At 73.9% G+C, this 21,577-nt stretch carries 10 protein-coding genes; 5 read left to right on the top strand and 5 right to left on the bottom strand.

Annotation, left to right across the window (positions count from 1 at the left end):
- Positions 1 to 131 precede the first annotated feature (131 nt).
- From ACGFYV_RS10430 to ACGFYV_RS10415, 4 genes are read left to right on the top strand one after another with little or no spacing between them, the layout of a single operon-like run.
- Entirely contained in the window at positions 132 to 1,049 is a 918-nt protein-coding gene (locus ACGFYV_RS10430) for a DUF2877 domain-containing protein (protein ID WP_393877949.1), read from the top strand.
- On the top strand, positions 1,046 to 2,596 hold the full coding sequence (gene fdrA, locus ACGFYV_RS10425) for an acyl-CoA synthetase FdrA (protein WP_393877948.1): 1,551 nt from the start codon (positions 1,046 to 1,048) through the stop codon (positions 2,594 to 2,596). Before ACGFYV_RS10430 ends, fdrA begins: the two co-directional genes overlap by 4 nt.
- Positions 2,593 to 4,038, top strand: coding sequence for a DUF1116 domain-containing protein (locus ACGFYV_RS10420; protein ID WP_393877947.1), 1,446 nt, complete (start codon positions 2,593 to 2,595; stop codon positions 4,036 to 4,038). The genes fdrA and ACGFYV_RS10420 overlap by 4 nt, the downstream gene beginning before the upstream one ends.
- Before the next feature lie 30 nt (positions 4,039 to 4,068).
- Positions 4,069 to 5,433 (top strand): cytosine permease, encoded by a 1,365-nt coding sequence (locus ACGFYV_RS10415; RefSeq protein WP_393877946.1) that lies wholly within the window; start codon positions 4,069 to 4,071, stop codon positions 5,431 to 5,433.
- A gap of 81 nt (positions 5,434 to 5,514) precedes the next feature.
- Here ACGFYV_RS10415 and ACGFYV_RS10410 read toward each other — a convergent pair whose 3' ends face one another.
- The 5 genes from ACGFYV_RS10410 to ACGFYV_RS10390 form a co-directional block, all read right to left on the bottom strand.
- Positions 5,515 to 7,296 carry a hypothetical protein gene (locus tag ACGFYV_RS10410; RefSeq protein ID WP_393877945.1) on the bottom strand — a complete coding sequence of 594 codons (1,782 nt, stop codon included), beginning with the start codon at positions 7,294 to 7,296 and terminating at the stop codon, positions 5,515 to 5,517.
- Positions 7,293 to 11,054, bottom strand: a complete 3,762-nt coding sequence (locus tag ACGFYV_RS10405) for a DUF5682 family protein (RefSeq protein WP_393877944.1) — start codon at positions 11,052 to 11,054, stop codon at positions 7,293 to 7,295. Before ACGFYV_RS10405 ends, ACGFYV_RS10410 begins: the two co-directional genes overlap by 4 nt.
- Positions 11,055 to 11,059: 5 nt before the next feature.
- Positions 11,060 to 12,232: an AAA family ATPase gene (locus ACGFYV_RS10400; RefSeq protein WP_393877943.1), complete on the bottom strand. Its 1,173-nt coding sequence runs from the start codon at positions 12,230 to 12,232 to the stop codon at positions 11,060 to 11,062.
- 822 nt (positions 12,233 to 13,054) lie between these two features.
- On the bottom strand, positions 13,055 to 18,256 hold the full coding sequence (locus ACGFYV_RS10395; protein ID WP_393877942.1) for a hypothetical protein: 5,202 nt from the start codon (positions 18,254 to 18,256) through the stop codon (positions 13,055 to 13,057).
- On the bottom strand, positions 18,253 to 19,107 hold the full coding sequence (locus ACGFYV_RS10390; protein ID WP_393877941.1) for a DUF4132 domain-containing protein: 855 nt from the start codon (positions 19,105 to 19,107) through the stop codon (positions 18,253 to 18,255). The genes ACGFYV_RS10395 and ACGFYV_RS10390 overlap by 4 nt, the downstream gene beginning before the upstream one ends.
- Positions 19,108 to 19,688: 581 nt before the next feature.
- On the opposite strand from ACGFYV_RS10390, the gene ACGFYV_RS10385 reads away from it, so the two are divergent.
- On the top strand, positions 19,689 to 21,548 hold the full coding sequence (locus tag ACGFYV_RS10385; RefSeq protein ID WP_393877940.1) for a phage tail sheath family protein: 1,860 nt from the start codon (positions 19,689 to 19,691) through the stop codon (positions 21,546 to 21,548).
- Positions 21,549 to 21,577 lie beyond the last annotated feature (29 nt).

The raw sequence follows: 21,577 nt of genomic DNA, 5'->3' as shown, positions 1-21,577 counted from the left end.
TGGTACTTGTGTTCCCCGACGAGGGGAGAATGGTATACCAATCTGGTATACCAATAGTGCTGGTCCGGATGGTGCTGATCCGGAAAGGCCATGGACAGGCGCTTATGTACGGCGATGAGGAGGGCGCGAGGATGGGCCGCAACGACGCGATCGGGCTGCGCGTGCGCTCCGGCGACGCCGCGCTCCTCGACCGGCTGCGCGAACCCGCAGGGACCGGCTCCGTGCACTCCGTCTTCACCCGCGTCGTCAACGTGCTGACGCCCCACGGCACACTGATCGCCCTCGCCGCCCGTGACGGCGCCGACGCCCCCAGGACCCTGATCGCCGACGTCGCCGACTGGACGGGGCGCGGGCTGGCGGCCGGCCAGAGCGTGACGTTCACGCCCGGGAGCATCACGCTCGGCATCCCGTCCCGGCCCCTGCGCCTGACCACGACCGGCGCCCGCGCCTGGGACCCCGTCGTCCCGTCCCTCGCCCACCTCGCGCCGGACGACGTCAAGACGGCGGCCGTCGTCCTCGACCGGCTGAACCACGCGTACGGCGCCCGCGGCGGCATGCTCGGCGCGACACCCGACGCCGGCCCGATGGAAGCGGCCGTCGTCCGCGCGCTGCACGACGGGCGTACGACGCTGCTCGACGCGGTGCGCGCCGGGGACCGCCCCCGCATCCGCCGCGGCATCCTCGCCCTGCTCGGCCTCGGCCCCGGGCTCACCCCGGCCGGCGACGACTTCCTCACCGGATTCACCCTGCTCGCCGCGCTGCCGGGCAGCGGGCTGGCCGCCTTCGTACCCGTCCTGCGCGACGTCCTGGCCGACCACGGCGGACGCACCACGGATCTCGGCCTCGCGACCGTCGGCGAGGCGGCCGACGGCCGGGCCCGCTCCGAACTCCTCGACCTGCTCGGCCTGTTGGCGAACGGTCATCCACCGGGGGATCTGCACGTTCCTGCCCGCAAGGTGCTGGCCATCGGCCACACCTCGGGCAGCGACACCCTGTCCGGCCTGGTGGCCGGGCTCCATCTGGAAGAAGAACTGCGAGGTTCGCTGTGAGCACCACAGCAGTCGTACGGAAGAACACGTACTTCGACTCCGTGTCCCTGATGTCCGTCTCGACCAAGGCCAACGGCCTGGACGGGGTGGAGCAGGCGTTCACCGCCATGGGCACCGAGATGAACAAGGGGGTGCTGGAGAACCTCGGCCTGCTCACCGACGAGCTGCGCGACGCGGGCAACGGCGACCTGATGATCGTCCTCGTCACCGCCGAAGGCGCTGACACCGAGGCCCTGCTGGCGCAGGTCGAGGATCTGCTGCACCGCAAGGCACCCGCCTCCGCCACGGCCGGCGCGGTCACGTACCGCACCATCGGCAGCGCCGCGCAGGCCATCGAGGGGGCGAACCTCGTCATCATCGCGGTCAACGGCGCCTACGCCGGCCGCGAGGCGCGCAAGGCGCTGGAGAGTGGCCTGCACGTCATGATGTTCAGCGACAACGTGCCCGTCGAGGAAGAGGTCGCGCTCAAGCACCTCGCCCACGACAAGGGCCTGTTCATGATGGGCCCGGACTGCGGCACCGCCATCATCAACAACATCGCCCTGTGCTTCGGCAACAAGGTGCGGACCGGCAACGTCGGCATCGTCGCCGCCTCCGGCACCGGCTCGCAGGAGGTCAGCGTCCGCGTCCACGCCCTCGGCGGCGGCATCTCGCAGCTGATCGGCACCGGCGGCCGTGACCTGAGCGAGGAGGTCGGCGGCATCATGATGACCGACGGCATCCGCGCGCTCGCCGCCGACCCGGCCACCGACGTCATCGTGCTGGTCTCCAAGCCGCCGGCCCCGTCGGTGGAGAAGAAGGTCCTCGCCGAGGTCGCCGCCGCGGGCAAGCCCGTCGTCGTCTGGTTCATCGACGGCTCCGAGGAGGCGGTCGCCGCCGCCGGCGGGCACTTCGCCGCCGGCAGCCTCGACGCGGCCCGCCAGGCCGTCCGCCTCGCGGGCGTCGAGCAGAGCCCGACCGAGACGTTCGACGCCGAGGCCGCGGCGGCCGGCGTCGTCGCCCGGCTCTCCGCCGGCCAGCGCTACGTACGCGGCCTGTTCTGCGGCGGCACCCTCTGCGACGAGACGATGTACGCGGTGCGCGACGCGGGCGCCGAGGTCTGGAGCAACATCCAGAAGGACCCCGCCCACCGGCTGACCGCCGCCGCCCCCAGCACCGGCCACACCTTCCTCGACTTCGGCGACGACGACTTCACCAACGGCCGTCCGCACCCGATGATCGACCCCACCCCGCGCCTGGAGCGGCTCGTGGAGGAGGCCAAGGACCCCGAGGTCGCCGCCGTCGTCATGGACTTCGTGCTCGGCTTCGGCGCCCACGAGGACCCGGTCGGCGCCACCCTGCCCGCCATCGAGGAGGCGCAGCGGATCGCCGCCGAGGGCGGCCGTCACCTGGAGATCATCGGCTACGTCCTCGGCACCGACCTGGACACGCCCTCCGTCGCCGCCCAGACCGCGGCCCTCACCGCCGCCGGCGTCACCGTCACCCGCAGCAGCACCGAGACGGGCCAGTTCGCCCGTGAGATCGCGAAGAAGGCAGAGCAGGCATGAGCACCGAGCAGAACACCGAACTCACCGAGGCAGCCCGGCTGTTCAGCAGCGACCTGAACGTCGTCAACGTCGGCCTCGCCATGTTCGACGCGGACATCACGGCCCAGGGCGCCCAGGTGACGACGCTGGACTGGACCCCGCCCGGCGGCGGCGACGCCGACGCCGCACGCGCCCTCGACGTCCTGGAGCGCCCCGAACTCGCCGAGAAGATCGAGGCCGCCAACGCCGAGGCCGTCGAGCGGATCATGTCCGCCCGCCCGATGCTCGTCGGCTTCGGACGCGCCCTGGACGTCGTCCCCGGCATGACGCCGACCACCATCATGCACGCGGGCCCGCCCATCACGTGGGAGCGCATGAACGGCCCCATGAAGGGCGCCGTCACCGGCGCGATCGTCTTCGAGGGACTGGCGAAGGACCTGGACGAGGCCGCTCGGGTCGCCGCGTCCGGCGAGATCACCTTCAAGCCGTGCCACGAGATGAACGCGGTCGGCTCCATGGCCGGCGTCACGTCCGCGTCGATGTACATGCACATCATCAAGAACGAGACGCACGGCAACACCGCGTACACCAACCTGTCCGAGCAGATGGCCAAGATCCTGCGGATGGGCGCCAACGACCAGAGCGTCGTCGACCGCCTGATCTGGATGCGGGACGTCTTCGGCCCGATGCTGAAGGAGGCCGTCGAGTTCACCGGCCCGGTCGACCTGCGGCTGCTGCTCTCCCAGGCCATCCACATGGGCGACGAGTGCCACAACCGCAACGGCGCCGGCACCCTGCTGCTCTTCCAGGCCCTCGCCCCCGGGCTGCTCCAGTCGTCCTTCACGACCGAGCAGAAGAAGGAGGTCTTCGACTTCGTCGCCAGCTCCGACTACTTCTCGGGACCGACCTGGCTGGGGATGGCCAAGGCCGCGCTGGACGCCGCGAGCGGCGTCGAGTACTCGACCGTCCTGACCGCCATGGCCCGCAACGGCGTCGAGTTCGGCATCCGCGTCGCCGGCCTGCCCGGCCAGTGGTTCACCGGCCCCGCGCAGAAGGTCATCGGCCCGATGTTCGCCGGGTACAAGCCGGAGGACTCCGGCCTCGACATCGGCGACAGCGCCATCACCGAGACGTACGGCTTCGGCGGCTTCGCCATGTCGGCCGCGCCCGCCATCGTCGCCCTCGTCGGCGGCACCGTGCAGGAGGCCATGGGCTACACCCGCGACATGGGTGAGATCACCACGGCGCAGAACCCCAACGTCACCATCCCCGCCCTGGACTTCCAGGGCCTGCCCACCGGCATCGACGTCCGCAAGGTCCTCGACACCGGGATCCTGCCGATCATCAACACGGCCATCGCTCACAAGGAAGCCGGCATCGGCATGATCGGCGCCGGCATCACCCACCCGCCCGCCGAGGCATTCACCAAGGCAGCCATCGCCCTCGCCGACGCCCTCGCCTGACGCGCGAGCCCACCCGGAAGCCCACATACGATGAACACACACCACAACGTCGCGGAGCAGGACGCCTCCGCCGCCCGGGAGCTCGACCCGGAGTACGAGCACAGCCCGGTCCCGGCGGGCAGCCGCAAGTCGCTGTTGACGGTCTCGGCCGTCTGGTTCGGGTTCCCGATGATCCTGACCAATGCCGTCCCCGGCGGCGTGGTCGTCGCCATGCTGGGCTTCTGGCGTGGGCTGGCCGCGATCGCGGTGGCCAACCTCGTCATGCTCCTGTACGTGGGGATCCTCAGCCACCGCGCGGGCTCCACCGGCGAGAGCTTCTCGCTCCAGGCCACGCGCACCTTCGGCCGGGCCGGTTACATCGTCGCCTCCGCGTTCCTCGCCACCATCGTGGTCGGCTGGTTCGCGTTCAACACCGGTGCCACCGGGGCGACCCTGCACCAGTCCTTCGGCTGGCACGAACAACTCGTCGCCGGACTTGCCGGGCTGGGCTTCATAGCCCTGACCTACCTCGGCATCAGGGCACTGTCCTGGCTGGGCGCGGTCGCCGCCCCGCTGTTCGTGATCGCGGGCATCGCGGCCCTGGTGATCGCCGCCAAGGACCACGACCTCGGCGCCGTCTTCTCCTACCAGGGTGTCGGCGGCAACGCGGCACTCACCTTCGGCGCGGCGGTCTCCCTGGTCATGGCGACCTTCGCCGACTCCGGCACCATGACCGCCGACTTCACCCGCTGGTCGAAGAACGGCCGGCAGGCGGTTCTCGCCACGATCAGCGCCTTCCCCGTGGCCAGCATGGTGGCCCAGGTCACCGGCGGCGTGGTGGTCGCGGCGGGTGCGATCGCCGCACCGGCCACCGTGGGCGGCAACTTCCTGCCGCTCCTGACCGGCCAGCACTCGTCCGCCCTGAACGTGCTCGCCACCGTCTTCGTCTTCGTCAACCTCGGCTCCGTGTGCAGCCACTGCCTCTACAACGGCGCTCTGGGCTGGTCGCATCTCACGGGTAAGACGATGCGGCTGATGACGATCGTGCTCGGCCTCATCGGCACCGTGGCCGCGCTCGCCGGGGTGTGGAACCACTTCCTGGACTGGCTGGTCATCCTGAGCGTCTTCGTCCCGCCCCTGGGCGGCGTCCTCATCGCCGACCAGTTCTTCGCGCGCGGCGGCCGAAGCGCCATGGACCAGCGGCCCACCGTGGCCGTGCGTCCCACCGCCTTCCTGGCCTGGGCCGTCGGAGCGGCAGCCGCGGGCGCGGCCCACTGGTACGCCCCCCAGCTCTCCGACGCGGTCACCGGCCTGGTCGTCGCCGTCCTCGCCTACGCCGTCCTCGAACGGGTCATGCCCCGCGGACCCGAGGCGACTGCGGCCCCGGCGGAGCAGCTCCAAGGGGCGGCCGAGTAACCCTCGCCCCCCGTCCATACGTCGACGCGCACTTGCCCCAGCCACTGCGGGCAAGTGCGCGTCGACGTATGGCTGCGGTGGTCACGCCGGCGCCCATGCCGCCGCGCACAGGGCGCGGTCCAGTTCGTCCGTGTAGCGCGCCGCGGTCAGCCAGGCCCGGGTGAAGCGGTCCGCGTCGGTGGGGAGCAGACGGCCGAAGACGTCGCGGGAGCGTTCGGTCGCGGCTGCGTGGAGTTCGCCGAGGATGTCGCCCGCCGTCGACAGGCCGTGCCGGTTCAGGCGGCGGGTGTCGGAGGTCGTGTCGGCGGGGAAGGACAGGGCGCGCCGGCCGCCCGACACCGCTTGGTGCACGCGGCGGCGGAGCAGGTGGAGCGGGGGTTCGTCCGGCAGCGGGGCGGGAAGCGGGGGAGAGGTTCGGGTGGTGGGGAGGTCGGCGCGCCGGAGGTGGTCCAGGCCGACGTCGACGCGTGTTCCGGGGATGGTCGGGTGCTCGATCGCCAGAAGCGTGGCCCGGGGGTGCGGGGCCGGGGTGAGGCGGGCGACGATCCGGAGCCGGCTGCCCTGGGCGGCGGCCAGCAGACGGAGGTTCTCGCGGTGGGGGAGCGCGGGGTGGTCGTGGGCGGCCCTCAGGCGCAGGTCCACACCTCCGCAATCGGCGAGGAGGCAGTCACCGGCGGCCTCGCGGACCGTGCTGGTCAGTACGACGTCGAGGAAGAGCAGGTCGGGGCCGCCCGTCAGGGCACGGGAGACCTGCTCACAGACGGGCACCGCCCACAGCCGGTCCAGGGGTTCCGCACGCCAGTCGGCGCCGGACGCGCGGACCGCCCGTACCCGTGCCCCTGCGCCCAGCCGGCCCGTCGGGGACACCGTCGCCCCCGACACCGCGAGCCCCGCCCGCGACAACTCCCGGTGCGTCAGCGCCGTGTCACCGATGCGTACGGCCCGGTCCGCCGCGCCCACCGCACGGCCCGCGCCACCCGGGGCCACGTCCGACACCTGATACAGCCGGCCCCCGGCATCGGCGGTCCAGGTGACGGCCCCCGCGTAGCCGCTCGCCGTCAGCACCGGCTCGGAGAAGACGCCGTACAGGCGCAGGGAGCCGTCGGGGCGGTACGGCTGCCGGGCGGTGCCACGCAGCTCGGTCAGCTCGGCGCCCTCGGCGTGCGGCGCGCGATGGGCCACGGTCAGGACGTCGCCCAGCGCAGTGGCGAGGTCGGCGAGGCGGTACGTCGGGGCGGACGCACGGGCGGCGCGCAGTGCGGTGACCGCCGAGACGGCGGACGACGCGGCCCGGGGGAGACCGGCAAGTCCGGCGGTGTGCGCCGCCCGGAGCAACTCCGCCTGGAGAACCGCTCCGGAGCCGTCCGTGCCGGCTTCGAGGACGGCACCGGCCGCGGTCAGCAGGGAGCGGGCGGCGGCGCGTTGTTCGGTGGTGGCGGTCGGCGCGGGCTCCGACGCGTTCGTGGGCTGCCGCGCATCAGGCGGCGGGGGTGGTGAGTCGGGGGTCGTCGTGACTCTTGAAGCGTCGGAGGACGAGTCCGGCGCGGGTTCGTCGGTCGCGCTCTCCCCGGTCACATCCGCCACCGGCGCGGCGGACGCAGCCGCCGCGCGGTGCAGGCAGGATGGGGCAAGGAGGCAGCCGCAGCGGATGTCGTCCGCCGTGGTCACCGTGCCGTCGGGGGCGTGCAGTTCGACGTGGGTCGTGTCGTCGATGGCGATGCGCACGGTGGTGCCGTCGACGGTCGCGGGGTTGTCCGCCAGTTTGGCGATGCCCGCGTCGAGGCGTTTGCGCAGCCGGGGCGAGAGAGCCTCGACGAGTTCGGCGGTCACGGCCGGGGCGACCGGCGGAAGGTGCGGGCTCATACGATCTTCTCCCCTACCCAGCGGGCGAGTTCGAGCGGGCTGAGGGCGGCGACCGGCATCCCCGCGGCCACCAGCTGACCGGCGACGCCCGTGGCGTACCGCGGGCGGCCGGCGTCGTCCAGACTCGCGCAGCCCAGGACATGGCAGCCGGCCCCGACGAGGGCGCGGACCTCGGCGAGCAGCCCGCCGAGCGGGTAGCCCTCCTCGAAGTCGCTGACCACCACGACGAGGGTCCGCGAGGGCACGGTGACCAGTTCGCGTGCGTGCCGGAGCCCGGCGGCGATGTGCGTGCCGCCGCCGACGCTGACCTCGAGCAGCAGCGACAGCGGATCCTCGACGTGCTCGGTCAGGTCGATCACCTCGGTGGAGAAGGCCAGGAAGTGCGTGGACAGGGTGGGCACCCCGGCCAGCACGGAAGCCGTGATCGCCGACCAGATCGTGGAGGCCTCCATCGATCCCGACACGTCGGTGACGAGGATCAGCCGCCAATCGGCCGCCTTGCGGGCCCGGGTGCGGAATACGGGCCGTTCGGGGATCACCTGGACCGAGCCGTCCGGTGCGCGGCGCGCGGTCGCCAGGTTGGCCCGCAGCGTGCGGGGCAGATCGAGACCGCCGCCCGGACGCCGGCTGGGACGCGGCAGCGCGGTGCCGTGCAGCGCGGGGCGCAGACGGGTGGCCAGCTGCCCGGTGAGCGCGTCGACCAGGCGCCGGACCAGGGGACGCAGCGTGGCCAGCCGGGCCTCGGGAAGGCCACCGGCGTGCCGGAGCACCGAGCGGAGCAGGTCGACCGAGGGGCGTACCGAGTCGGCGTCGAGTTCCGGGAACACGTCCGTACGCCCGCTCGCGGCTGCCGCTGCCAGCACCTCCTCGCGGATGCCCGGACCGAAGAGGGCCGCCAGTTCCTCGGACCACTCACGCACCCCGGGGTACGACGCCTCCCGGCCGCCGCCACGCCCAGGGCCCGTGAGGTCGCCCCGGGATCCCTCGCCCCGCCCGTTGCCGTACAGCTCGTCCAGCGCGGTCGCCAAGGAGCGGGCGTGGGAGGGGAGTTGATCGGTGCGGCGGCCCAGGAGCAGCCGCCAGCGGTCGGAGGGAGCGAGCTGGTGGGCGGAGGGAGCGGTCCGGTGGTCGGAGGGCGCGAGCCGGTGGTCCGGGTGGTCCGTGGCGGGGGTGGGGCCGACGGGGTCGGCAGGAGCGGTGGGGTCAGTGGGGCTGGTGGGGGCAATGGGACTGGAGGGAGCAGTGGGACTGGAGGGAACAGCGAGTCCGGCCAAGGCCGTTGTGCTGTCCGGGCCGGTGGGGCGCGTCGCCGGCAGGAGGCCCAGCGCGCCGAGCGCCGCACGCGCCGCGAGGTCCGCACGGGTCCAGGTGGCCAGCGCGACAGGGTCGATCGCGCCCGTGTCGGCCACGTGACGCTCGTCCAGGCGCTCCTCGACCGTGGACAGCAGGCGCTCGCGGGCGGCGGGGCTGAGCGTGTCGAAGCCGCCGCGCAGGGCGGGCAGCCGGTCCAGGAAGTCACGGTCGGACAGCCCGGACACGCGGGCCAGCAGCGGATCCAGCGCGGGGGCGGCCGAATCCAGCAACTGCCCCGCGGCGGTCAGCAGTCCGGTGAGCCGTGCCGTGAGTGCCGTCCGGGACTCGGCGTCCACGGCCCCGTCCACCCACGAGGCGACGCGATCGCCGAGGGTCCGCGGATCCTCCTGGTCCAGCAGGACGCGTACGGCACCGGCGGCGCCGCGCATCAGCGGGGAACCGCCGGCGGCCAGCCGGGCGAGCGCGTCGGTGAGCCGGATGCCGCCCAGCGGGTCCGCACGGTGGGAGAGTTCCAGCAGGGCGTGGGCGTCGGCCGGGTCATCGGAGCCGGTCAGGCCGTCGACCTGCCGCACCGCCGCGGACGTGAGCAGGCCGGCCACGGCCGTCGCCCGCGCCGTACGGTCGTCCGAGGACTGAAGGCCGGAGACGTGACCGGCGCGCAGCCGGTCCAACAGGGCCAGACCGGCAAGGAGTTCGGGCAGCGTGCCCGAGTTCGGCAGCACGTCGGCGATGTCGTCCAGCCGTTCGTCGGCGAGCGCGGGAAGGCCGCACTCCGCCGCCTGCTCCAGGCCGCGCAAGACCTGTGCCGCCGTCGGACCGCCCTCCGCGCGCTCGGAACGCAGGCGTTCGCGCAGCAGGCCCTCCGCAGCCTGCGCCGGGGTGACGCCGCGGACGCCGGCCGCGGTCAGCATGGCCGCCGTGGCGGGCGTCCAGCGCACCTCCCAACGGGACGTCAGCGCCTCGGCCCCACCCGTGCCGGTGACCTCCTTGGGCTCCGCGTAGGGCACCGCGCACACCGCCAGGCGGCGCAGCAGGAGTTCACGGCGGCGGTCCAGGTCGGACCGGAGCGGGTCCAGACGCAGGTCGCGGGCGCTGCCCGGACCGGAGTCCGCCGGTCCGGGCAGCCCCAGCGCGGCCAGCTCCGCCTCGGCCGCCGGGGCGAGCCCGCTGCGCGGGGCGTCCGGCGCCGGCCGGCCCGCACGGGTGCCGACGAGCACCTGCTCCATCGCCCGCGCCACCGCACGGCCCCGCCCGTACGGCTCGCCCTGCGCGAGCACCGTCTGCGCGGCCTCCACCAACTCGCCCCGGCCCGCCGCGGGCAGCCCCCGCAGCCGGGCCAGATCACCGGCGAGCCGGGTGATCTCCCGCGCGTCGGCGGGCCCGGACGGATGGCCGAGTTCCCGCAATGCCGCACACACCCGCACGGCCGCCCGGGTCAGGGCCTCCTCCATCGCGCCCGGATCACCGGCCGCGTCGAGCACCATGTGCTGCCACTCGGGATCCCGGATGCCCGCCGGATACCCGGAGCGCGCGTCGAGGAGGGCGTAGGTGTAGGGGATGAGGGAGGTCGTCCAGACCGGGCCGTTCGGCGCACGCCGCGTGCCTTCGGCGAGCCCCGTGCCGTCCACCGGCCCCAGCAGTGCCGGGGCGTGGAACGCGCCCACGACCACGGCGGCACGCTCACCCTTCGCCGTGGCGGCGGCCAGGCAGGACCGCATCCACCGCTCCCGCCGCAGATCCAGCTCGGGCACGCCGCCCGAGGCCGCCGCGTCCTCGCGCAGCGCCCAGCCGGTCAGCAGCGCGGCCCGCCGCAGCGCCTCCGGGGGAGATCCGGGGGCGGCGGCCTCGACCAGCCGGTCCCAGAGGTCGTCGCCGGGGCGTCCGGTCAGGCCGGCGCGGAGGGTGTCGGCAAGACGGGCCCCGGTGCGCGCGTGAGCGGTGTCCACCGGCAGCTCTCGACCGGGCGGGCCGGTGACCGGTGGGCTGTCGTCTCCGGTGCTGTCGGTGTGTTCGTGATCGTGATCGAGTTCGTGTGCGTCTTCGGCTCCTGTCCAGGCCCGGTCAGCCAGCGGAAGGTCACAGGCGACGACCGGTACCGCGTGACGTGCCGCCCACCGCACCGCCGCCAGCTCGGGAGAGAAGTCCGCGAACGGGTAGAACGCCGGTCCCACCGCCGTGCCCGCGCCAGCGTTCCGGCCCCCGCCGTCGGCGCCCGGAGCCGCCGCGAGAGCGACCGGAGCGCGGGTCTCCTCATGGGCGAGCCAGGGCAGCCAGTCCTGCAGCTCGGCGGGGAGTTCGACGAGGAGGACGTCCGGCTCGGAGGCGTCGAGCAGCGCCGGCATCGCCGCGGCCAGGGAGGGCGCGTGATGCCGTACGCCGATCAGGCAGGGCCCCGCCGGGTCGGTGAGGGCGGCGACGGCCGCCTCGGGGGAGGTGCGGGACACGGGGTTCAGCCCTCCAGTACCGTGCGCAGGTCCCACAGGGTGCGCCAGGTGGCGGAGCCCTGCTCGGCCCGGCGCCGTACCGGACCGTCCCAGTAGCCGCGCAGCCGGGCGGCGTCGGCCGGGTCGTCCTTGCGTACGACGCCGAGGAGATGCCCCGGGAGCAGACCGAGGACGTCACGGTCCCCCGGGAAGTACGCCGTGGCCAGCCCCAGCGCGCCCGCGACGGACACGGCCTCCGCGGTGCTCATCACGGTGGACGGCCGTTCCACCTCCCAGCCCTCGGCGGAGCGCCCCTCGCGCAGGTCCCGGAACGCGGTCACCAGTGCCTCCAGCACGGCGTCGTCGACGTGGAAGGGCGCCCCGGCCCGCTCCACCGACGCCCGCGCCTGGCTGCGCACCAGCGCGGTCTCGGCGTCGAGGTCCGCAATGGGGCCCACGGTCTCGAAGTTGAAGCGGCGCTTGAGCGCGGCGGACATCTCGGAGACGCCCCTGTCGCGCAGGTTGGCGGTGGCGATGAGGTTGAAGCCGGGTGCCGCGTGCGCCAACGCGTCCTCACCGCCCGCGAGTTCGGGTACGGCGATGCGCCGCTCGGAGAGCAACGACACCAGGGAGTCCTGCACTTCGGGCAGGCACCGGGTGACCTCCTCGACCCGGGCGATCGCACCCCGGGCCATCGCCGTGAGCACCGGCGACGGCACGAGCGCCTTGCGGCTGGGCCCCTGCGCGAGCAACAGGGCGTAGTTCCAGCCGTACTTGAGCTGGTCCTCGGTCGTGCCCGCCGTACCCTGCACCACCAGACCACTGGTCCCGCAGACGGCGGCCGACAGCAGCTCGGACAGCATCGACTTGGCGGTGCCGGGCTCGCCGACGAGCAGCAGCCCCCGCTCACCGGCGAGCGTGACGACACACCGCTCCACCAGGGCACGGTCGCCGACGAACTTGCCCGAGATCTCCAGGCGCCGCGGTACGTCCTGCGCCGCCTCCGCCTCCTCGGGCAGCCGCAGCGCCTGGCCTGCGCTGCCCATGACGAACGTGACGACGGCACGGGGCGTGAGCCGCCAGGCGGGCGGGCGCGGCCCGCTGTCGTAGGCGGTGAGGAAGGCCAGTTCGGTGGCGTACAGGTCCTCGGGCGGGACGACCTGACGGGTCGTGTCGGGAGCGAGGGCGGCGGCGGTCATCGGCGGAAGTCCTTCGCGGAGGTACGGGACGGGGTCGGCCCGGTGTGACGAACGGGAGGCGGAACAGCGGCCTGCGCCGCCGGTTGTGCGGCGGTGTCGGGATGGGGCACCGGTTGTCTCGTGGTGTCGGGATGGGGCACCGGTTGTCTCGTGGTGTCGGGATGGGGCACCGGTTGTCTCGTGGTGTCGGGATGGGGCACCGGTTGTGTCGTGGTGTCGGGATGGGGCACCGGTTGTCTCGTGGTGACGGGACGGGCCACCGGTTGTGCGGCGGTGGCGGGGCCCTGGCTGGTCCCGGCGGCCGAGCCAGGGCCGGCCCAGGTGACAGGGCTACGGCCAGGGCGGGCCCCGGCGCCAGAGCCGGGGCTCACCTCAGCGGCCGTGCCGCCAGGGCTCGGCCCCGTGTAATCGGCCGGGTTCGACTCCGGGAGTTCGGTCGGAACTTGCCCCGAGGGCCCAGCCGGGACTCGTGCCGCGGGACCGGTCGGGACTTGCTCCGCGAGGCCGACCGGAACCCACCCCGCGAAACCAGCCGGAACTTGCCCCACGAGGCCGATCGGGACTTGCTCCGCGAGGCCGGCCGGAACCCGCCTCGCGAGGCGGGTCGGAACTTCCCCCGTGAGTTCGGTCGGAGCTTCCCCCGCGAGGCCAACTGGAACCCACCCCGCGAAACCAGCCGGAACCCGCCCCACGAGACCGTTCGGATCCCACCCTCCGATGCGAACACGCGCCGGCGCCACGCAGTGTCCACGCGCCGGTGCCGCGCCGCGTCCACGCGCCCGCGCCACGCCACGCCGCGTCCGCCCGCCGGCCAGGCGGAACTCATCGGCGTCGTCCCTTGCGTGTCGCGCGGGTGGTCAGTTCCTCGTAGGCGGGGGCGTCGCCCGCGCGCACGCGCTCCCAGGCGCGGGTGAACAGCTCGGGCACCGGAAGGAGGGGCAGGGCGCGCTGGTGGCCGACGATCGGGTAGAGGCCCTCCTTCCAGGTCTCGACGGGCAGCGCGGGCGCCTTCAGGTCGTGCCAGCCGCAGGGCAGGAACAGGGTGCGGCCGGCACGTGGCCGCTTGGCCTCCACCACCAGGTCCGTCGCGGCCAGTTCGGCGCGTGCCTTCTTCGTCCGGGCGGGCTTCCAGCCGGTCCAGCGGGCGCAGTTGCGGTCCGTCGGGTCGGGCAGGGCGAGCAGCTGGAGGTAGAGCGCCGCCGCGTCCTCGCTCAGCCCGTGCGCCGCCGCGACCTGTGCGACGAGCGCGGGCACGCTCACGGTCGGGTCCTGTGCGTGGCCCGAGCCGCCGTCGGTACGGGCCTCTGTGCCGGCCTCGACCGTGCGGGTCAGCGGGCCGTCGAGCAGGGTGCGCAGGGCGGCCAGGCCCTGGCCGCGCGCCGGGCCCACCAGGCCCTCCAGCAGCCCGAACACCGGGTCCTCGGGGCCGGTGAGCGCGGCCGGGCGGATCCGGACCGTCTCCGACTCGCGGTGGTACGGGTGCAGGACCATCGCCTCGCCGACCCGGGTCATGCCGTGCGCGTCGGCCCCTCCGGTCTCGGGCAGGTCGTAGGCCGTGCGCAGTGCCGCGGCCGTGGAGGCGCCCTTCTCCGTCCAGTCGACGCCGAGGTCGAGCAGCAGTTCCGGGTCGGTCATCCGGCGGCGTACGGCGGCCAGTCCGGCGGGAAGGTGTGCGCGCAGGGAGTGGCCGTAGGGCAGGACGTAGGCCAGCGCGGCGAGGCTGTTCACGACCGCCGACAGCGTCTGCCTGCCGGGCACCGCGCCGGGATCCCGCGGGGCGAGGTTGCCGTCCTTGTCGGGGCGCACGACCGTGGTGCGGCTGAGCCAGGAAGTACGCGACGGGTTGAGCACGTCCTCGGCGTGGCCGGCGCCCGTCCCCGCCAGCTCGGCGGCGAACTCCTCGGGGATGCGGACGAGCGTGGCGAGGTGTTCGGCCCAGACGCGGCCCGCGGCCTGCGTGTCGGGTCCGTGGGTCCACAGGCCGGCGGGGTCCGCGGGCAGCAGGGCGCCCAGGAGAGCGTTGCGCTCGCGCGCGCCGAGGGAGTTCACCCGGGCGATCGCGGCCTCGTTCTGGCGGGGCTTCAGGCCGGTGACGGCCAGTGCCGCGGCGTCGGCGTCGCCCGGCAGACCGGCGAGCAGCGCGGCGGCCTGGAGCGGGCCGAGCCCGCCGCCCGTGGCCGCCACGAGCGCCTCCGGGGCCTCGGCCCGCCAGGGCGCGGCGCCCTTCTCCCGGATCAGCCGGGCCACGGCGGCGAGATGCGCGGCGGAGATCGCCGGTACGTGCCGGACCTCCTCGTCCAGGGTGAAGTGGGCGACCGCGCCGAACGCGCCGGACGGGTCGTGGTCCAGGGCCAGCCAGTGCACCTGGTTGCGCTGGCTGTCGATGCGCTGGGAGCCGAGGACCAGCACCGTGCGGCCGTCGCGGCGCAGGACCTGCCCGGTCCGCTGCTGCTGGTCGTACGGCTCGCTCAGCACGATCTGCCGGAGCACGCCGTCACCGGTGAGGAGCGGCCCCTCGGTGAGCGCCCCGAACAGCAGGAGCAGCGACTGGCGCCGGTCCTCGGTGAGGGCGGGGGACGCTGCCCGGAGCGCGAGCGCGCGCACGGCGCCGAGGAAGGGCGGCCACACCATGCCGATCCCGGGGATCGTGTACTCCTCGCCGATCCAGCCGTCGGACAGCGCGCCGAGCCGTTCGTGGCCCGGCAGCGGCTTGCCGTCGGCGGGCTTGCCGGACAGCACGTGGCCCACGGCCCGGATCTGGCGCAGCACGTTCCACTGCGCGCCGTACCACCAGCCGTGCAGCCCGATCACCCCGGACAGCGCGTCCTGCACGGCGCGGTCGTGGCCGTGCTCCGGGCTGTAGTCGGCGAACATGCCCTCGGTGCGGTTGCGCGGCTGCCGTGGCCGCTCCGCGGGCGGGTTCGCGAACGCCGTGGCCGAATCGACGACGCGCAGCGCCACGCGGACCACCGCGGCGACGCCGGTCAGCAGCCGGGCGTCGGTGATCCCGGTCAGCGTCATGGCGACGGCGCCCAGGGCGACGTGCTCGGCGGGCGGCACGGCGGCCCTGGCGGCCTCGTCCGCACCGGCCCTGGCGAGTTCCTCCTGCCGTCCGGCCAGCGCGAGCGCCGTGACGCGCAGCAGTTCGGCGGCCTGTTCGTCGGTGAGCGCGCGCAGCACGGCCGAGCCCCGCTCGTCGCGGGGGCGCAGGGCGTGCCAGAAGGGCAGCGGGGGCATGAACCGGGTGCCGGCGGCGTACTCGCTGCCGCGGTCACCGGGTGTCACCCAGCCCAGCTCGCCGACCTGATCGGTGCCGTCGACGCCGAGCAGTCCGATCTGGCCGCCCGACTGCGCGACGACCGGCTCGGCGCCGCCCGGCAGCCGCAGCGCCCCGAGCGGAATCGCGCCGAACCCGCCGTCGTGGGCGATGGGCACGCGGACGGTACGCCCGTCGGGCATCCCGACGACGCGGCGGACCTCCTCACCGTTGCCCTCCTCGCGCACCCAGCGGCCCAGCACGGTGCCGTCGGTGCCGAACGGGCTGTTCTCGAGCCCCGGTTGGAGCGGCAGCACCTCGGACCAGCCCGGCAGCAGGGTGGCGTCCTCGTGGACGCCGGCGCGCAGCAGGGCGGGCAGGGAGGCGCGGCCGTGCGTGCCGGTGGCCGGGTCGTGCTCCAGCCACAGCGTCTGCCTGCCCTGCCTGCCCCGGCGCCACAGCGAGGTGCCGTCGCCGATCACGGCACGGCTCGGCGGCAGCACCGTGTCCCCGGCGTGCAGGGTGCGGCCGCCGGTGGCCCGGCCGCCGCCGGGCAGCGGGATCGAGGGGGTGTCGACGTCGTTGCCCGACCAGTAGGCGGGCAGCTGCTCGCCGCCGAGTTCGAAGACGTCCGCGGGGCGGGCCGACCAGTACCCGTACTGCTTGCCGTCCTGCCGCCACATCACCAGCAGTTCCCCGTCCACGTAGCGGAAGTGGGGGCGGTTCCAGCGGTCCGGTTGCCGGGGCAGGCGCAGGTCGTGGACGAGGAGCACCTGATCGGGGCCGACCACGACCGCCTTGTGCCGGCGCGCCAGGATCAGCGCGGGCCAGGCCTCGTCGACCAGCAGCGTGTCGTCCTCGCCCGTGCGGGTCTCCGCGTCGAGCAGGGCCAGGGCCTCGTCCAGGGCGGGCCAGCCCAGTTCGTCGAGGATGCCGGTGCGCAGGGTGCGGCCGAGCAGCGGTGCCACGGCGTGTCCGGCGACCCGGGTGACGGCGTCCGGGGCCGCCTCGCCGGCGATCATCCGGAACGGACGCAGCCGGTCGAGCGCGGCACGCGCTCCGGGCAGGCCGCTCGCGCGCGTGTAGTCCTCGGCGCGCCGGTCCAGCCACTCGCGCAGCACGCCCGACAGCACGGGGTGGTCGGCGAGGTCCTTCAGCAGCTTCCCGGACTGCGAGTCCTTGCCGACCGTGTCGACCGCGAGGTGCAGCAGCCGGCGAAAGCGCGGGTCGGCGGCGACGGCCGCCAGGTCCCGCCCGCCGCCGCGGGTGTCCTTCAGCCAGTCGGTGAGCGGGAGATACACGTTCGCGTCCGTGCCGGGCACCGTGAGGGTGATGTTCTCGGCCGCGCACAGGTCGAGCAGGTCGAGGTCCGTGCCGGCGTGCCAGCGCCCGGTGAACAGGTCCACGGGCCGTCCGGCGGCGCGCAGCCCCTCGGCCATCGCCTCGACGAGCGTCAGGGTGGCGTCCGAGCGGAGCGAGAAGGACCTGCCGTGCTTGCGGAACGCGGCCCACCGGCTCAGCCAGTCGGCGGGGTCGATGCCGTACTCCCCGGCCGCCCGCGCGTCGGTCAGCAGCCGTACGGCGCCGCAGTCGGCGAGCAGGGCGAGCCAGAACTCGTCGTCCTCGACGTCCCGGCCGAGGCCGGCGGGCATGATCTCCAACAGGCGGGCGCGGACGGCCGGCTGACGCCCGGACAGGAGCCGCAGGACCGAGCGGTAGGAGTTCCAGAAGGACGCGGGTGCGCGGACGGCGGCCGGGGAGGCGATCAGATCGGCGACCAGGGCGCACTCCTCGGTGTCCCGGTCCAGGCCCGCGGCCTTGATCAGCCCGCGCGCGTCCTGCGGCAGCGAGGCGTACGGCGGCATGCCTGCGGCGCAGCGCTCCACCGTCAGCTGCCGGAACTGCGCCCACGCGGCGGCCGGGTCGAGGCGCCGGGAGAGGTCCTTCACATGCTCCTTGAGGGCCTTGACGGTCAGCGCGCCGGCGAAGGCGAACTCCAGGAACACGGCCCGCTGCCGCTCCTCGTCCACCGTGAGCGCGTGCACCCGCTCCGCCTCGCGGGCCTTGCCGAAGAAGGCGGCGGCGTACGTGGTGTTCTCCTGCTGGAGGAAGGCACGGGCCGCCTGCTCGTAGAAGGTCGGCAGGAAGTGCGGCACGGTGCGCCCGAGCCGTTCGCCGAGCGCCTCGAAGCCGTCCTTGGCGTTGCCCGGCTTCGACTTGGCCTGCCGGGCGAGCCGCTCGACGTCCTTGACCAGGGCGAGGGCGTGGTGGCCGTTCGCCGGGTCGTTGACCAGCGCCCAGGCCGGGAAGCCCAGCGTCTCCTTGCGTACCTGCCCGACCTCGGGCGTCTCCGGGTCGCGGGCCAGGCCCAGGAACTCAAGGGCCAGATCCTCGGCGTCACCCAGGGTGCCCGGGACCAGGCGCACGATGCGGCGCTCGTCCAGGGCGGGATGCGTGTAGGTGCGGACGGTGAGGCGGTCGGCGTCCTCGCGCGCGGTGCTGCCGGGCGGCAGGACGGCTCCGGCCTCCAGCAGGGCGGTCAGGGTGGCCGCGTCGTACCCGGCGACGGCGATCCCGGCGTCCCCCGTCAGTGCGGTCCCGGCGTCCGCCGTCGCAGTGGTCTCGCCATCCGGCGTCACAGTGGTCTCGGTATCTTTCGTCACAGCGGTCCCGGCGTCCCCCGTCACGGTGGTCTCGCCCTCCGCCGTCACGGCGGTCCCGGCGTCCCCCGGCACAGCGGTCTCCTCGTACTCGGTCACCGTGCTCATGCCACCTGCTCCTCGTCCTGGATGTCCCGCCCGGCGTACAGCGCGGCTGCCATGCGCATGCCTTCCGACCAGGCGACCGGCCCGATCTGACCGAGCTTCAGCGTCCGTCCGGCGGGGTCGGTCCACGCCAGCGGGCCGGTCTCGGTCTCGTCCCAGCCGTCGTAGTCGCCGACCCAGACGCGGGCCTCGACACCGCGGCCGTCCTCCAGGACGGAGCACACCGCGTACCCGCCGCGCACGCGGTAGCCGAGTTGGGCGGCCCGGCCGTGCAGGAAGCGCAACTCCTTGTAGGAGCCGCCCGCGTACTCGTCGACGGACATGCCCTCGGCGTCGAGTCCGGCCGGGCGGTGCCACACCTCGCGGAAGAGCTGCTGGGCGCGCTGCTCGACGCCCAGTTCGACGGCGAACTCGCGCAGTTCCTCCAGGTCGTCGAGGAGGACCGGGTGCGGGAGACGGACCAGGCCGGGGGCGATGCGCACGGTGTCGCCGTCGAGGTCGACCAGGCCCAGACCGCGCTCGGGGTCGGCGTCCCGCAGGAAGCCGGCGACCTGTCCGTCGGCGCCGGTGACGACGAGGTCGCGCAGCGCCGCCTGCCAGGCGGCGTCCGGCCACACGCGGGTGAGGACGCCGAGCGGCACGGGCAGGGAGCGCACCATCCACCGCTCCACATCGGCCAGGCACTGCCGCTCGTGCCGCTCCAGCCACTCGGTGAGCTGACGGAGCCCCACGACCGCCGGGTCGTCGGCGATCTTCGGGGGCACGGACTTCAGCCGGCGCCCGGCCGCGTTGCGGCACACCACCTTCCCGTCGTCGAGAGCGACCTCGTAGTCGCCGGCCGACACCCACCCCATACGTGCCTCCCCGCACCGCAGTGATCAAGTGACGGGAACTCTAGGCGAGGCCACTGACAACGACTTCATGCCCTGACGGGCACGCACCCCGGCGGAACCGGCCACAACGGTTTGTGCACGAGTCGAGGAGGCCTCGCGGAGCCACGAGCCGTCCCGGAAGGAGGGTCGCGCGCTGTGTCCCAGGTCGCCGCGCATGCCCGGCCGCGGGCCGCCGCGCAGGCCGTGGTGGGCTGTGGGGGAGGTGTGGGATCTGCGTCGGGGGCGCGCGGGCACCCTGTGCGAATCCTGTGAACGGGCGTTCACGGAACCTTTCCCGGGCGTGGCCGGAAGCGGCCTTGCTGGGCCAACTCGCCGACCAACAAGGTGGAGCGAGCACTAGAGCATCAGGAGTCGCAAGCGCACTGCTTGACCCGGACACCGACCGTCCGGGCGCCGACGGGGGAACTGATGCGGTGCGCTCGACCGCTGCCGGCCAGGCATGCGGACGCTTGCCGCGCCGATACGGAACATGTCCCTCCGCTGTCTTTCTCTTGGTGCCATCGCCCGGTGCCCCGAGACAGGGATTAGGAGGGGGAAAGCCGATGAGCGCGGTGAACGCCGCCAAGCCGACGTACCCCGGCGTCTACGTCGAAGAGCTTCCCAGCAGCACCCGCACGATCTCGACCCTGACCACGTCGGTGACCGCTTTCGTGGGCCACACCCGGCGCGGTCCGCTGAACGAGCCGATACGCGTCACCAGCTTCGCGGAGTTCGAGCGCCGCTTCGGCGGGCTGAGCGCACGCAGCGCCGTGGGCTACGCGGTCCACCAGTTCTTCGGCAACGGCGGCACCGTCGCCGTCGTCGTCCGCGTCACCAAGGCCCGCAGCGGCAAGGCCGCCGGCGTCACCCTCAAGTCCACCGAGGGACACAGTGACAGCGATGTCCTCCAGGTGCACGCCAAGGAACCCGGCGCGTGGGGCAACGGACTGCGCGTGGCCGTCGACCAGGACACGCCCTGCCCCGACGACACCTTCAACCTGCGCGTCTACGACGCCCGCGGCGAGGCCAGGGAAAGCTTCACCGGCCTGTCCACGGACGCCTCCGACGACCGCTACGCGCCCACGGTCATCAACGCCGGCTCCCGGCTGATCCGTGTCGAGGTCGTCGGCGAGGGCCGCCCCGACCCGTCCGGCACCGTCTCCAAGCCCTTCGGCCACCGCCTGCCCGGCCTGGCCGTCGACCTCACCGTCAAGATCGGTGACGTGGAGCGGGAGTTCACCCTCTACGAGCCCGACTGCGACGGCGAAGCCCCGTCCTCCGTGGCCGAGTTGGCGCTGCTGCTGGAACGCAAGCTGCGCGCCCTGCCCGACGCCCCGGGCAAGCACGCCTTCGCGGGCGTGGAGGTCACGCCCTTCGGCCGCCGCGTCCAGGTCGTCGCCGGCTCCACCGACCCCGAGGACGTCGTCCGCTTCCTCGGCGAGTGCGCCAACGACCTGGGTCTTGAGGCATCCGTCAACCCGCCGGTCTTCCCGCTCGCGGGCGGCGAGGACGGCGAGGCCCCCGGACCGCGCGACCTCATCGGCTCCGAGGCCGACAAGACCGGCATCCAGGCCCTGCGCGGCGTCGCCGACGTCAACCTCCTCGTGCTGCCCGAACTCGCGGCGTACGAGAAGACCGAGGACGCCGTCACCGTCGTCTCGGCCGCCCAGCGGCTGTGCGAGGAGCGGCGGATCTTCCTCCTCGTCGACGCCCCCGGCACCTGGGTGAGCGTGGACTCGGCACGCGCCGGCGTCGCCGCCTTCGACGCCGTACGCGGCAACCACGCGGGCCTGTACTTCCCGCACCTGCAGCTCACCGACCCGCTCACCGGGCGGCTGCGCGCCTTCCCGCCCTCCGGCGCGGTCGCCGGCGTGATCGCGCGCACCGACTCCGAGCGCGGCGTGTGGAAGGCGCCGGCCGGCACCGAGGCACGCCTCGCCGGGGTCCACTCGCTCACCGTCGGCCTCACCGACCGCGAGAGCGGACTGCTGAACCCACTCGGCGTCAACTGCCTGCGCACCTTCCCGCTGACCGGCCCGACCGTCTGGGGCGCCCGCACCCTGGAGGGCTCCGACGCCCTCGACAGCGAGTGGAAGTACGTGCCCGTGCGCCGGCTCGCCCTGCACATCGAGGAGAGCCTCCAACGCGGCCTGCAGTGGGTGGTGTTCGAGCCCAACGACGAGAACCTGTGGCAGCAGATCCGCCTCACCGCCTCCTCGTACCTGCACACGCTGTTCCGGCAGGGCGCCTTCAAGGGCGGCACCCCGCGCGAGGCCTACTTCGTCAAGTGCGACAGCGACACCACGACCGCCGAGGACATCGAGAACGGCATCGTCAACGTCCTGGTCGGCATCGCACCGGTCCGCCCGGCGGAGTTCGTGATCGTCAAAATCCAGCAGACGTCCGGCCAGTTCGAGCTGTAGGCCCACGGGAATCTTGGAGAGCTGAAGGA

Source organism: Streptomyces sp. NPDC048297, assembly GCF_043201585.1.
GTDB lineage: Bacteria > Actinomycetota > Actinomycetes > Streptomycetales > Streptomycetaceae > Streptomyces.
Note: the sequence above shows the minus strand (reverse complement) of the source record. Positions and strands in the feature narration are given on the sequence as shown.

Bases quoted from the DNA above. Each gene is read 5' to 3' on its own strand.
- ACGFYV_RS10430 (WP_393877949.1), top strand. From the start codon at position 132: ATGGGCCGCAACGACGCGATCGGGCTGCGCGTGCGCTCCGGCGACGCC.
- ACGFYV_RS10420 (WP_393877947.1), top strand. From the start codon at position 2,593: ATGAGCACCGAGCAGAACACCGAACTCACCGAGGCAGCCCGGCTGTTC.
- ACGFYV_RS10415 (WP_393877946.1), top strand. From the start codon at position 4,069: ATGAACACACACCACAACGTCGCGGAGCAGGACGCCTCCGCCGCCCGG.
- ACGFYV_RS10410 (WP_393877945.1), bottom strand. From the start codon at position 7,296: ATGAGCCCGCACCTTCCGCCGGTCGCCCCGGCCGTGACCGCCGAACTC.
- ACGFYV_RS10400 (WP_393877943.1), bottom strand. From the start codon at position 12,232: ATGACCGCCGCCGCCCTCGCTCCCGACACGACCCGTCAGGTCGTCCCG.
- ACGFYV_RS10395 (WP_393877942.1), bottom strand. From the start codon at position 18,256: ATGAGCACGGTGACCGAGTACGAGGAGACCGCTGTGCCGGGGGACGCC.
- ACGFYV_RS10390 (WP_393877941.1), bottom strand. From the start codon at position 19,107: ATGGGGTGGGTGTCGGCCGGCGACTACGAGGTCGCTCTCGACGACGGG.
- ACGFYV_RS10385 (WP_393877940.1), top strand. From the start codon at position 19,689: ATGAGCGCGGTGAACGCCGCCAAGCCGACGTACCCCGGCGTCTACGTC.